Annotated in this window: 14 protein-coding genes and 1 pseudogene; 9 read left to right on the top strand and 6 right to left on the bottom strand. The window is 64.3% G+C overall.

The genetic code is table 11. From position 1 onward, the window contains the following. The first annotated feature begins 1 nt into the window (after position 1). A complete protein-coding gene (locus ACERIT_RS01950) occupies positions 2-661 on the top strand; it encodes an METTL5 family protein (protein ID WP_373673127.1) in 660 nt (219 codons plus the stop codon). Here ACERIT_RS01950 and ACERIT_RS01945 read toward each other — a convergent pair. Beyond that, a complete protein-coding gene (locus tag ACERIT_RS01945) occupies positions 658-2,412 on the bottom strand; it encodes a rhomboid family intramembrane serine protease (protein ID WP_373673126.1) in 1,755 nt (584 codons plus the stop codon). The two genes, ACERIT_RS01950 and ACERIT_RS01945, sit on opposite strands and share 4 nt — an antisense overlap. Before the next feature lie 164 nt (positions 2,413-2,576). Here ACERIT_RS01945 and ACERIT_RS01940 point away from each other — a divergent pair, with 164 nt between their 5' ends. After that, complete coding sequence (locus tag ACERIT_RS01940) at positions 2,577-3,014, top strand: DUF5799 family protein (RefSeq protein WP_373673125.1); 438 nt, start codon at positions 2,577-2,579, stop codon at positions 3,012-3,014. A gap of 10 nt (positions 3,015-3,024) precedes the next feature. Here the strand turns inward: ACERIT_RS01940 and ACERIT_RS01935 are convergent, their stop codons facing one another. Beyond that, a complete protein-coding gene (locus ACERIT_RS01935) occupies positions 3,025-3,174 on the bottom strand; it encodes a hypothetical protein (RefSeq protein WP_373673124.1) in 150 nt (49 codons plus the stop codon). 120 nt (positions 3,175-3,294) lie between these two features. Further along, the gene (locus tag ACERIT_RS01930) at positions 3,295-3,792 is read right to left on the bottom strand and encodes a metal-dependent hydrolase (protein ID WP_373673355.1); all 498 of its coding nucleotides are present in this window, start codon (positions 3,790-3,792) and stop codon (positions 3,295-3,297) included. A 161-nt stretch (positions 3,793-3,953) separates the two neighbouring features. Between ACERIT_RS01930 and ACERIT_RS01925 the strand changes: the two genes are divergently transcribed. After that, complete coding sequence (locus ACERIT_RS01925) at positions 3,954-5,531, top strand: HTTM domain-containing protein (protein ID WP_373673123.1); 1,578 nt, start codon at positions 3,954-3,956, stop codon at positions 5,529-5,531. Positions 5,532-5,569: 38 nt separating this feature from the next. On the opposite strand, the gene ACERIT_RS01920 is transcribed toward ACERIT_RS01925, so the two are convergent. Continuing rightward, complete coding sequence (locus ACERIT_RS01920) at positions 5,570-6,712, bottom strand: acyl-CoA dehydrogenase family protein (protein WP_373673122.1); 1,143 nt, start codon at positions 6,710-6,712, stop codon at positions 5,570-5,572. Positions 6,713-6,811: 99 nt separating this feature from the next. On the opposite strand from ACERIT_RS01920, the pseudogene ACERIT_RS01915 reads away from it, so the two are divergent. Then, positions 6,812-7,603 (top strand): annotated as a pseudogene (locus tag ACERIT_RS01915) (RIO1 family regulatory kinase/ATPase); the annotation flags it as partial. Between the two features lie 306 nt (positions 7,604-7,909). On the opposite strand, the gene ACERIT_RS01910 reads toward ACERIT_RS01915, so the two are convergent. Beyond that, on the bottom strand, positions 7,910-8,227 hold the full coding sequence (locus ACERIT_RS01910) for an acylphosphatase (protein ID WP_373673121.1): 318 nt from the start codon (positions 8,225-8,227) through the stop codon (positions 7,910-7,912). Positions 8,228-8,279: 52 nt separating this feature from the next. Here ACERIT_RS01910 and ACERIT_RS01905 point away from each other — a divergent pair, with 52 nt between their 5' ends. The 5 genes from ACERIT_RS01905 to ACERIT_RS01885 all read left to right on the top strand — a co-directional run bounded on the left by ACERIT_RS01905 (position 8,280) and on the right by ACERIT_RS01885 (position 12,022). Next, a complete protein-coding gene (locus ACERIT_RS01905; RefSeq protein WP_373673120.1) occupies positions 8,280-9,788 on the top strand; it encodes a phosphomannomutase in 1,509 nt (502 codons plus the stop codon). Between the two features lie 90 nt (positions 9,789-9,878). After that, entirely contained in the window at positions 9,879-10,313 is a 435-nt protein-coding gene (locus tag ACERIT_RS01900; protein WP_373673119.1) for a hypothetical protein, read from the top strand. 207 nt (positions 10,314-10,520) lie between these two features. Next, positions 10,521-10,799, top strand: coding sequence for a ribonuclease P protein component 4 (locus ACERIT_RS01895; protein WP_373673354.1), 279 nt, complete (start codon positions 10,521-10,523; stop codon positions 10,797-10,799). Between the two features lie 84 nt (positions 10,800-10,883). Further along, positions 10,884-11,132 (top strand): YhbY family RNA-binding protein, encoded by a 249-nt coding sequence (locus tag ACERIT_RS01890; protein WP_373673118.1) that lies wholly within the window; start codon positions 10,884-10,886, stop codon positions 11,130-11,132. Beyond that, positions 11,129-12,022 carry a mechanosensitive ion channel family protein gene (locus ACERIT_RS01885; protein ID WP_373673117.1) on the top strand — a complete coding sequence of 298 codons (894 nt, stop codon included), beginning with the start codon at positions 11,129-11,131 and terminating at the stop codon, positions 12,020-12,022. The genes ACERIT_RS01890 and ACERIT_RS01885 overlap by 4 nt, the downstream gene beginning before the upstream one ends. A gap of 35 nt (positions 12,023-12,057) precedes the next feature. Here the strand turns inward: ACERIT_RS01885 and ACERIT_RS01880 are convergent, their stop codons facing one another. Then, on the bottom strand, positions 12,058-12,663 hold the full coding sequence (locus ACERIT_RS01880; protein WP_373673116.1) for a response regulator transcription factor: 606 nt from the start codon (positions 12,661-12,663) through the stop codon (positions 12,058-12,060). Between the last annotated feature and the right edge of the window lie 130 nt (positions 12,664-12,793).

The following is a 12,793-nucleotide window of genomic DNA, read 5'->3' as shown; positions in this document are numbered from 1 at the left end:
TATGGCCTCGAAACGCTCCCTGGCGACGAAACTCGGGGTCGTCGTGGGCTTCGAGCGGCCGGACGCGTCGCTTGAACAGTATCCCACCCCGCCGGAACTTGCTGCCCACGTCGTCCATCTCGCCGACCTCCAGGGTGACATCGAGGGTCGGACCGTCGTCGATCTGGGGACGGGAACCGGCATGCTCGGGTTGGCGGCCGCCCTCCGTGGACCCGCGCGGGTGATCGGCGTCGAGATCGACGCCGGCCCGATAGAGACCGCCCGGGGGAACGAGCGACGTGTCGGGACGAACGCGCCCGTCCATTGGATCCGGGCGGACGCGACCCGGGCCCCCCTTTGCCCGACGGAGCAAACGACCGTCCTGATGAACCCCCCCTTCGGCGCACAACACGGCCATCGCCATGCCGATCGTGGGTTCCTGGAGACCGCAAGCAAGATCGCTGACGTGTCCTATTCGGTGCACAACGCCGGTAGTGAGGCATTCCTTCGGTCGTTCGCGTCCGATCATGACGGCGAGGTGACTCACGCGTTCGCAGCGGAGTTCGACCTCGACGCCCAGTTCGAACACCACGACGCCGAAACCGAGACGATCGACACCGAGGTCTACCGGATCGAGTGGTCCGGACCGAGGGATCGCTCCCGGTCGACGGATGCCACCTAGCTTCGTTCGCGCCCTTCGTATCGCTCCCGTTCGAGCACCCGAACGCGTGTGTCGTTCGATTCCGCATAGATGCGACGCTCCTCTCGCGTGAGCGTTAGTCCCTGTAACTCGACCGACTCGTTTTCCGCGGGAAGTGGTGCCGTCTCCGTTCTCGATTCCGTACTCGTCCGCGAATTCGTTCGATTTCCGCGAGTCACGGAGACCTCGAATCCCCCCTCGACTGCGGCGACGGAGACGGTTCGTCCCTCGATGGTCGGTTCGGCCTCGACCGGATCCGAGCGGAAGGCCGTTCGCCGATCGCCGGCGTGTTCGAGATCAACGCGGTAGGCCGTCCCCGTGCCGATCGCCTTCCAGCCGGTTCGATGGGCGATGATCGTCTCGCGCCAACCGGGGCCGCCGATCTCGACCGATCGTGACCCCCAGTATTTGAGGTTCCCCCGCGAGACGGCGGTGATCCAGATGCCGCGATCGGCGTTTTTCACGATCACCCCCGAGGTGTTCACCCGAGTCGTTCGATCGAACGCCTCGATATCTATCACGTTCACCATCTGGTTTGGAACGTCCTCGGCGTAGGTCACCTCATAGCCCTCCACTTCGATCGGGTCGCCGGGCAACTCCTCGTCACTCACGGTGCTCAGATTCGGTGCGATGGAGGGCCCCGCGAGCACGCCGAAGCCGAAAAGCAACAGCACGATCCCGATCGTTCGTGGCGATGCCGACCGTACTGCTTCCCGGAACGTCTCCGGATTCGGAACTGCCCACGATGGAACGATCGGATCGCGACCTCCAGCGGCCGCAAGCGCGACTATCAGCGCCAACAACACGATGAGGCCCACCCCGATCGCCCGGTAGAGCACGTATCGTTCGTTCCCGAGGAACCAGTAAACCGCCCACAGCGACCGAGAGGAGGCGAAAAGCAACACGCCAGTAAAGACGACGATCGCAGGCCGTCGAGTCCACTTCTCGCGTTCGATCGATCCCCGAGTCGCGGCATGTCGTTCGCGCCGACGGACGAGGACTGCCCCGATGAGGACGCCGAGGATCAACCCGATCGCGTGACCCTGGATCGAGATGTTCGCCCACCACGGTCCCCCGTAGGACGGGTTAGCGGAGGCCTCGACGACCGGGTTTCGAAACGCCCGATAGAGAACGTTCAGGAGCGAGGCGCCCGCAAGCGCGACGATCGAACCGAGCGGATACTGAACCAGAGTGAACCCCCACAGCGCGAAAACGACGCCTGAAAAGCCGATCACGGGCCCGATCGAGAACATGCTCGCGATGATGGCACCGCCGATCATCGCGACCGGAACGACGAGAAACGCCCGGAAGACGGGGTTCTCGCCGAGCGTTCGAAAGGAAATCGCTCCGCGTCGTCGCGGAAAGTGACCGTAGGCGTATTCGGCGAGGCTCCCGACCACGAGCGTCGCCAGGAGATTTCCGACGACGTGATTGAGACTCGCGTGTGAGAGTCCCGAAAGCACCATTCCCTCCGGATAGACGTACGACCATGCACGAAACGGAATCACGACCGGATCGGTCGGGTCGTCGATTCCCCGCTGAACAAACAGGTAGACGCAGATGACGATTCCGACGGCGATGATCGTCCCCCACGGAACGCCGAGGAGGAGCCGCGATCGGAGCTTCCGCCCCCAGGACCCCCGAGGGCGGTCGACCGCCACAATGACCGCGAACGCGAGGCAGAACGCGATCGGAATGACCAACCGATGGAGCGGCAGCCAGTCGGGGATCATACGCCCGACTCGGTCGCCATGGCTAAAGAAACCGCGGGGTACGTGGCGCGGAGATCGACTGCCATCGAAGGGGATATCGTCGCGTCGTCACGTTCGAATCCGCATCCGGGATCGCGAAGTCGACGAGCACAACGTTCTTTTGAGTCGTCCGCCTATCGATTTCCATGAGCGATTGGATGGACTCGATCGTCGGAGACCGGATGGCCGTCGATCGGGAGTTCAACGACCGCGTCGCCGACTCGGAGTTTTCCAGTCAGGAGTGGGGCCTGATCATGACCGCAACGGAGTTCGAAATCGAACATCCCGAGGATCCTGACCGTGCCCGCCTCGTCGCCGACACCTCGAAGCTCCCGCAGATGATGCCGGAGATCGAGAACATCCGCCAGCGAATGCCCGCGGCCGGCGGGGGTGGCGGCGGGTCCGCCGGCGGATCCGGAGGAATTCTCGATGCGGTTCGGAACGCGCTCGGTCTCGGCGATGGAGCCGACGACGATCGACTCGCGGAGGCAGAGCGGTTGGTTCAAGAATACGCCGACGCGTTACAGGATCGCCTCGAGTCGACCGGATCCTGGGAGCAGACTCGGAACGCCTACCAGGAGTGACCCGACCGGCTCACTCGGCGTCGCCGCTGTGAAATAGCGTCAGTTCCTCGACCTCGTAGATATTGATCAGTTCATTGATCAACTCGTCGTACTCCTCTCCGTCGGCGCGGAGACCATCGAGGCGCTCGATCGTCTCTTCATCGAGGTGGATCTGTGGCATGGTCAGTTCTCTGCCCGGAGGAGTGATAAGTGATCGGACCGCGGGACGGCCCCGGTGTGGTCTCGAATCGAGGAGCGTCGCTGCGATCGATTTCGATCCGGGACGTTCTCGATCGCGATCTCAGAACCCAACCAGACGGGCGACGACCACGAAGACACCGATCGCGGTCACCACACCGCCAACGAAGAGTCCGTAGTTTGCGACCGTGCTGTCCGCCCCCCACAGATAAAGCGAGTAGGTCCGTCCGGACATCGGCCACAATAGCGGCACGCCCGCGGGGGTCAAGGCGTCGGCGAGTAGGTGTGCAAGGACCGTCGCGAGGCCGAGGAGGAACCCGAACGCCCCGAGACTGATCGCGGCGGTCATGCCGAATTCCGATGCGGCCAGCGTTCCTGTCGCCGCGCCCACGCCGCCGATGAGGACCGCGAACACGAGGCTGTGCGTCGGCCCGCGGTGAGGGACGATCGGGAGTTTGTGGTCGACGTCCGGTAACATCGTGAACCAGAACATTACGGCGCCAGCGAGGACTGCGAGCGTATCGGCGCCGGCGACGAACAGTCCCGCCCCGATCGGCGCGTAAACCGCGATCGAGACGCCGAGATGACCCGTTCGATACACGCGTCCCCGTCGGCGTTGGGGGACCATGAACCGTCGGGTTTCGGACCGCACTCGGGATCGCCGCGTTGGTCGAACTCCACAAAGCCGTGTTGGTCAAACTCCACAAAGCTGCGTTGGGCCCCACAAAGCATATTCGCGGGAACGCGATAGTTCGTGGATAGATGGTCCTCCACGCTCGTCGCCGGCTTGACGCCGCGATCGACCGGATCGCTTCCCCCGTCCGTCGCCGAGCCGCGATCGATCCTCGCGGACTCGCCGCGTTCCGGATCGGGCTCGGGACCGTGATCCTGATCGACCTCCTGATGCGGAGTCGGGATCTGACCGCGCTCTATACGGAGTCCGGCGTGCTCTCGCGGGAGGCGCTCGCGAGCGCGTACCCGCCACTTGCAACGTACTCGCTGCACGTTCACGCCGAGGCCCTCGCGGGGACCGCCGGGGTCGCGTTCCTCTTCGTGCTCGCGGCGATTGCGGCGTTCGCGCTCCTCATCGGCTACCGGACCCGGATCGCCGTCGCCGTCTCGCTCGCATTGGCGCTCTCGTTGCAGGCGCGAAACCCCTTCGTGCTCAACTCCGGCGATCTGCTTTTGTGGCAGTTGCTAGCCCTGTCGTTGTTTCTGCCGGTCGGGTCGCGGTGGTCGATCGATTCGACACGTACCGGTGGCCGCGCTGACGACCGGACCGGAGTCGACGTCGCCGATGGCGACGATCCGGAACGAGTAGCCTCGCTCGCGACGGTCACTCTCCTCGTTCACGTGACGCTCGTGTACGTCTCGAATGCGATCTTCAAGTTTCGAGGCGATCACTGGGCCGCCGGAGACGGAGCGGCGATCGCCTTCAGCATGGACCAATTCACCGTCCTTGCGGGCCCGTGGATCGCCCAGTCGCCCCCCGTGTTGACCGCGATCAACTACCTCTGGCTCGGTCTGCTCGTCGTGTCGCCGCTTCTCGTTCTTGCCGCCGGACGACTACGCACGGCCCTTGCGGCGGGGATCGCAGGGGGACATCTCGGCATGACCGTGACGATGGCGATCGCGATCTTCCCGCTCGTGTCGTTCGTTTCGCTGCTCGTCTTTTTCGGTCCGGGCATGTGGGACCGAGTCGAGACGACGGTCACCCGGATACTTCCACTCCGGCGGTCGGTGTCGGGCGGTCACTCCGAGCAACCAGTTGATCATTCCGAGCAATCAGTCGGTCATTTCGAACAACCAGTCGATCGTTCCGGGAGCAATCCCTCTCGATCGATGGCCATACGCGTGCTCCGTGCGGTCCCGATCGTCCTCATCGCGTGTTTACTCGTCGGGTCGCTTGCGTGGAACGTGGCCGCACTCGGATACGTCGATCTCGGCGGGAACGGCGGGATCGATCCGGCCGACCATGGCTGGGAGATGTTCGCACCCGATCCCTCGGGCGTCGATCGCTGGTTCGTGATCAACGCCGAGTCGGCAAGCGGTGAGCGATTCGACGGATTTGGCCGGTCGTCAGTCACGACCGATCCACCGCCGGACGTCGCCGAGACCCATCCCACCGCGCGGTGGCGGAAGTATCTGATCGCGATCTCCGTCGAGGACGATCCGGCCGTCTCCCGCTCCACCGCGGCACATTTCTGTGACCGTGTCGAGGAGCGGACCGGCGAGCCGATCGAGTCCGTTCGGATCACCTACGTCGAACGGCGGGTCTGGCCGGAGCCGGCCGATGGAACGGGAACGAACCGGCTCGTAACCCACGACTGTCGGGAGTGACTCGGAGCCTACTCCTCGGGGGGCTGTCAAGGACGATCTCAAAGCCCAAGTTCGCGACCGATGATGAGCCGTTGGATTTCGCTTGTTCCCTCACCGATCTCCATCAACTTGGCGTCGCGATAGAACCGCTGGGGAGCGAACTCCTCCGTGTATCCGTATCCCCCAAGCACCTGGACGGCGTCCTCCGCGACCTCGCGGGCCGCCTCGCTGGCATCGAGTTTTGCAAGCGCTGACGCCCGCGTTACGGGCTCTCCCCGGTCGTATCGCCAGGCTGCCTCGTGGGTGAGAAGCCGCGCGCGCTCGATCTTCCGATGCATGTCCACGATCATGTCGCGGACGGCGTCGAACTTCGCGATCGGTCGTCCGAACTGTTCGCGCTCGCCGGCGTACTCCGTCGCCGCCTCGTAGGCCCCACGAGCGAGCCCGGTCGAAAGTGCGGCGATCGATATTCGGCCGCCGTCGAGCGTCTCCATCGCCTGGTCCCATCCATCGCCCTCCTCGCCGAGAAGGCGATCGGCAGGGATCCGGACATCGTCGAGAACGATCTCGCAAGTCGGCGAGCAGTTGAGCCCCATCTTCTCCCAGACGGTGGTCACCTCGAACCCGTCGTCAGCCTCGGGATCGACGATGAACGTGGAGATCCCGTCTGCCCCCGCATCGGGATCGGTGATGGCCTTCACGAGGATCGAGTTCGCGACGGTCGCGTTCGTGATGAACTGTTTGGTCCCGTTCAACACGTACTCGTCGCCGTCGCGCTCGGCTGTGGTGGCCATTGAGGAGGCGTCCGATCCGTTTTCGGGTTCGGTGAGCGCCCACGCACCGATCCCGTCGCCCTCCGCAAGCGGGCGTAGCCACTGCTCGCGTTGGTCGTCAGTGCCGAACCGCGCGATCGGATTCGCGCCGAGGGAGACGTGGGCGGCGTACGAGAGTCCGATCCCTCCGGAGACGCGGCCGAGTTCCTCGACGACGAGCGCGTACAGTAGCTGGTCGCCGCCCAGGCCGCCGAACGCCTCGTCGATCGGCACGCCCATCACGTCGAGATCAGCGAGCTGGGTGAACACCTTCTCGGGAAAGCGAGCCTCGTCCTCGATCTCCTGGGCGGTCGGAGCGATCTCCGCCTCGCAGAACTCCCGAACCGTCTCACGGATCATCCGGTGTTCGGCGGACAACTCGAAGTCCATGGCTACGTCTGGGTCGACGGGTCGTATAAAATACGCGGCGGGGCGGACTCCGACTGGATGGGGACGACCATTTATCCGCGTCGCCGCCCTTGCCCACGTATGGAGCTTCGACGACTCGTGCGCGGGCGGATCGACTGGCCCGAGATCGAACGAGTCGTCACCGAACTCGCCGATCGCTACGATCGCGACACGGTTCACGTCCGATTTCTGGACGCCGACAACTGGCTGTCGACGCCGATGGTGATCGACGATGACCTGTTCGTGAAGGTGATCACGAGACAGAACACGCTCGTCCACGCGCTTTTTACCACCGGCCGAAATCTCGGAGCCTTCTCCTCGGGGACGGAAGGCTTCTTCGAGCGTTTTGAAACGCCTTACGAGATGGCCCTCCACGAGTTGGAGGCGACCGAACGAATGCGCGATCTGGGCGTCAACGCGCCCGAACCGATCGAAGTCGTCGAGGTAGACGGGATGGGCGTCCTCGTCTCCGAATACCTCCCCGAGTTTCGCCCACTCGACGAACTCGACGAGGAGCGCGAACGCGAACTCGCGCCCGAGCTGTTCGACGCGCTTGCGACCCTTCACGACGCCGGACTCGCCCACGGTGACCTCCGTGCGGAGAACGTGTTGATACTCGATGGCGAACTCCACTTCATCGACGCGACGAACGTCGATGGCGACGCCCGAGAGGACGCGCGCGCATACGATCTCGCGAGCGCGCTGGCCTCCCTCGAACCGCTCATCGGCCCGCGGGATGCCGTCGAGGCAGCGCTTTCAGCCTACACTCCCGCCCAACTCCTTTCGGCCCGGAGATTCCTGGATTTCGTCGCGATCCGACCGGATCACGACTTCGACGCGACGGGCCTGAAAGGCGAGATCGAAAAGCGGGCGACCAGCCATCCGAGCGAGGATGCGGGGCAGGATGGGAACCAAAACCTGTTGACTGGTGGAAGCCGAGAGCAGAGACGAGAGCCGGCAGGAGGACAAGAGACGGACCGCGATCAGGAACGAGTGGCGGACCGGGACCAGGAACGAGTGGCGGACCACGACCAGGAACGAGTGGCGGACCGGGACCGAAACGGCGATCACGACTCCTCGCCGAGCGACCCAGTCGACGGTCGCCGTCGAATCTGATCGCGATCCGGAGTCAACGCAGCCTGGAAATCGGGGAGATTGAGTGCGATCGGACCCGGAACCTCACCGACGGATCTCGAAGCCCTCGATCCCCTGCGGCTCCTCGTAGTCGACGGTCACATCGTCGACGCTCGCCGCCGGACTGCCCGTGTGACACCACTCGACCATCGCTTCGACGGCGTCCGGGGGTCCCTCGAAGACGGCTTCAACGCGCCCATCGGAGCGGTTGCGGACCCACCCGTCGACGCCGCGCTCGCGAGCCGTATCGCGGGTGGTCGCCCGGTAGTAGACTCCCTGGACATGCCCGGAGACGTGAACGTGCGCCCGAATGCGATCCGTGTCGGAATCGTTTCGCTCGGGTGCTCCCGATTCGGTGGTCATACGCGCGGAACGAACGGCCGAGATATATAACCGGCGACGACGGAGGAGCCGTATGGAGCTTTTCGGAACCGCGGGGATCCGCGGAGATGCCGAAACACGGGTCACCCCGGATCTCGCACTCGCCGTCGGTCGGGCCGTGGCTCTGGAGATCGCGGATGCCCCCGTCGGAAACGAACGTGACACCGCGGACGATACGGAATCAGTTACGGACCACGCAGCATCGACGCCCTCGGAGATAGTGATCGCCAGGGACGGACGCGTCACCGGACCGGCCCTCGCGGACGCGGCCGCCGCCGGTGCGAGTTCCGCGGGAGCGACGGTATACCGGGCGGGTGTTCTCCCGACGCCCGCGCTCGCGTATGCCGCCCGCGATCGGTACGGGATCGTACTCACTGCCTCGCACAACCCTCCCCACGACAATGGGATCAAGCTCTTCCGGAACGGGGTCGAGTTCGATCGCGATCTCGAGGCGGCCATCGAGGAGCGCGTCGCCGGGGATGCCGGCCCGGCTGAGTGGGACCGGTGGACGACTCCGGAGTCGATCGAGGTTCGTTCGGATTATCGGGAGGCAGTCGCCGAGTACGCTCGCGGGTTCGGTGCTCCCGCGGACGGGATCCGGATCGCGGTCGACTGCGGCAACGGGATGGCCTCGCTTGCAACCCCGCAGGTGCTCGGGATGCTTGGCGCTGAGGTGGTGACGCTCAACGCTAACGTCGACGGTCACTTCCCGGGGCGTGGAAGTAAGCCGACACCCGAATCGATCGCGGACCTGCGGGAGTTCGTCGCCGACGCCAACGCGGGGGTCGACGATCCAGGGCGTCCATCGGAAACCGGGGAGACGCATGGGTTCGCATTCGGTATCGCCCATGACGGGGACGCTGATCGGATCGTGATCGTCGACGCGGACGGTGAGATCGTCCACGAGGACACCGTGCTCGCGATCCTCGCCGAGCGCTACACGCGCGCGAGCGACGCCGACGACCCCGTCGTCGTTACGACGCCGAATGCCTCCGGGCGGATCGACGAGCGGGTCCGCGAGGCGGGCGGACGTGTCGAGCGAGTCCGCCTCGGTGCGCTCCACGAGGGGATCGCACGCGTTCGTGCGGAGTCGACCCTCGACGCGAACGCGCCACGATCCACCCGGGTCGTCTTCGCCGCCGAGCCGTGGAAACACACCCACCTCGGGTTCGGCGAGTGGATGGACGGCGTCTGCTCCGCCGCGGTGTTTGCGCGTCTCGTCGCCGAGTCCAGGCTCGAAACGCTCCGCGATCCGGTGACCGAGCGACCCTATCGAAAGGTGAGCATCGAGTGTCCCGACGCGCGGAAGGCAACCGTGATGGCTCGACTCGATCGTGCGCTTCCGGAGGCGTTTCCGGAGGCGACGGTCTCGAATGAACACGGAGTCCGTCTCGAGTTCCCGGACGCCGCCTGGCTGCTCGTGCGCCCGTCGGGCACCGAGCCATACATCCGACTGTACGCCGAAAGCGACGAGGTTGACGCGCTCGTCACGCGAGCACGCGCGGTCATCGAGGAGGCAATCGATCAGGCCGAAGCCGCCTGATCGCCCGGCCCCGTACTCTCTGGTCTCAGCGGTCGCTGTCGATCGACGACGAGCAACAACGCTTTTCGGAGACGAACCCGAAGCGCGGGTATGGCTGATGACGAACCGGTCGACGATGGCGACGATGCAGTCGACGCGAACGAGTCCAGCGAGGACTCCGAGGAGGAAAAGTCATTCCGAGAGCGGGTCGAGGAGATCCGAGAGCGGCGTGAGAAGGAACGCGAGGAGGGCGAAGGCGAGCGTCCCAGCCCCGAGGAGATGATGGGCGGTGGCGGCGGTCCCGGTGGCATGGGCGGCGGTGGCAACCCCTTTGCACAGATGATGTCCGGCATGATGGGTGGTGGTCCCGGTGGCGGCGGTCCCGGCGGCATGGGCGGCGGTCCCGGCGGTCGTCCCGACGAGCGCGGCGGCGAAGAGGGCGCGGGCAACGAGGAACTCGTCCGTGAGGTCCGACAGCTCCGCGACGAGGTCCGTGACGTCACCCGTCAGCTCCAGCGGATCGCACAGGCTATCGAGGACGACTGAGGACGTCGGCCCGCGGGGCTGAAGGTCCGATCGGAAGCGGATCGATCGTTCTGCTCTTGTCGACGATGGGCGATGGTTCTCGATCCGACAGTCAGATCGACCTTCCGATCCGACGGTCACACCGACGCCTCCCGACTGACGGCCGCATCGCCATCTCCCGACCCGATGCTTCGCAACGCCTTTGAGGCGGGCCGGAAGCTATGTCGTATGGGGATTCCCGAGGAGCGCATCGACCGCCTGCTGACGCTCGCGCGTGAAGCGGTCGTCCTCAAGGAGTACGATCGCTCCCGCGAGTACGTTCGGCGTGCCCGCCGTATCGCCGAGCGAAACCGGTGTCCCGCCGGTCGGGAGTTCGAACGACGGACGTGTGATTCCTGTGATATCTATCTCCGTCCGGGCGTCACTGCCAGGGTCCGGACCCGTCCCGGCCACGTCGTCGTTCGCTGTCTCGAATGCGGCGCGACGCATCGGTATCCGTTTCGTTAACCCGGCGATCGCAGTTCGTGCCGGCCGAACACGTCTCGGTTCCAAGTCTCAAGTTTCAACTAGTGTCGGCTCCTGGGTAGTGATATGTCGGATCAGGAACTACGCAAGGAGGCCCACGACGTTGACGTTACGGTCTGGGTCGGCAAGGGCGGGATCGAGGCCGTGATCGAGGAACTGTCGGACCAACTCGCGGATCGAACGCTCGTGAAGGTGAAGTTCCTTCGGTCGGCTCGGGGCGGGACGACCGTCGAGGATCTGGCCACCGAACTCGCGGAGGAAGTCAACGCCGATCTCATCGAAACACGCGGTAACACCGCGGTATATCATCGATGAGGAACCCGGCGGTGGCGCAGATACAACCGCTTGAGGACGCGCTGGCGCCGTTTCTCGGCCAGGAGTTCGCCGGCACCGTCGTCTCGACGCTCGTCTTTTTTGCCGTCATCGCCATCGTACTCGTTCTCAATCGAGCCGTGTTCACCCCGATCGTCGAGCGCGTGCTCGATAATCGTGGACTCGACCCCCACGCGCGGCAACCACTGAACAAGATCGTCTCGATCGTCGTGCTCTTCGGCGGGATCGCGGTCGCCTTCGGGTTCGCGGGATACGGCAGTTTTCTGCAATCGCTGGCGACGATCGCGGCGGCGGCCACGCTGGCGATCGGGTTCGCGCTCCAGGACGTGATTCGGAACTTCGTCTCCGGCGTGTTCATCTACACCGATAAGCCGTTTCGGATCGGCGACTGGGTGGAATGGAACGGAAACAACGGCGTCGTCGAGGACATCTCGTTTCGGGTAACTCGCGTTCGAACCTTCGACAACGAGCTTCTGACGGTCCCGAACTACGAGTTGACGAATAACGTGGTGAAAAATCCCGTCGCGAAGGACACGCTTCGGTTGAAGTTCGTTTTCGGTATCGATTATGATGACGACATCGATCGGGCAACCGAGATCATCCTCGAGGAGGCTGAAACACATCCGGATATCCTCGCGGATCCGGCGCCCTCGGTTCGATTGAACGAGCTTGCCGACTCCTACGTCGGCCTCCAATCACGCGTTTGGATCGGGGACCCCTCGCGAGCGGATTTCGTGACGACGCGCGCCGAGTACGTCCAGTCCGTCAAAGAGCGGTTCGACGAGGCGGACATCTCCATTCCCTTCCCGCAACGGACCGTCTCGGGGCGCGACGCCTGGGAGGAACCGGTATCGTTCGTCGGTGACCACTAAGACTGCTGATCGATCGGTGCGGACGAACCGGCAGTTCAGCCGTCCTCGAGTTCCCCGATGTTGTCCGGCTCGTCCGTTTCGAACTCCCGAAAGAGATCCTCGAAATCCGTGTGGCTGTTCATACTCGTGATCGCATCATCGAGTGAGTTCTTAAGCTCGTCGAGGCGATCGGTGAGTTTCCGGTACTCCTCGCTCTCCTCAAGGGTGGCTCGTCCCTTCTCGGACTCGAGCACGGCCCGCTTTGAGGCCAACGAGAAGAACTCCTGGACGTCGGTGTCGTACTGGCTCCGGCGGTTCAGTTCCTCGACGGTTTCTTGGAGCGCCTCCTTCGTGACGGGCTTTACCAGATAGTCGTCGAATCCCATCTCGAGAATGTCGAAATCCGGCTCGACCGCGGTCACCATCGCGACCCGACAGTCGAGCCCGCGATCGCGAACCGCTTGCAACACCTCGTCGCCGGAGAGGCCAGGCATTCGTCGATCGAGGAGGATGACGTCGATCTCCTCCGAAAGTGAGTCGATCGCTTCTTGGCCTCCATAGGCAGTTCGGACGCGGTACTCGTCGCCGAGCCACGCGGCGTAAAGATCCGCCAGATCAGGTTCGTCCTCGACCACGAGGACGAGCGGGGGTTCCTCACTCATGGGTCATCGAGTTGGCGACTAGGTCGCTTACTGAAACGTTGTGTCGTCTTTGCATATCAAAATACCCCTTGTGGGCCGATTTCGCTGGTTTCCTCGATGGGCGGGGACGGTTTCGCTCCATTCTGACGTC

The organism is Halopenitus sp. H-Gu1, assembly GCF_041821145.1.
Lineage (GTDB): Archaea > Halobacteriota > Halobacteria > Halobacteriales > Haloferacaceae > Halopenitus.
This window is presented reverse-complemented; position numbering and strand designations above follow the sequence as displayed.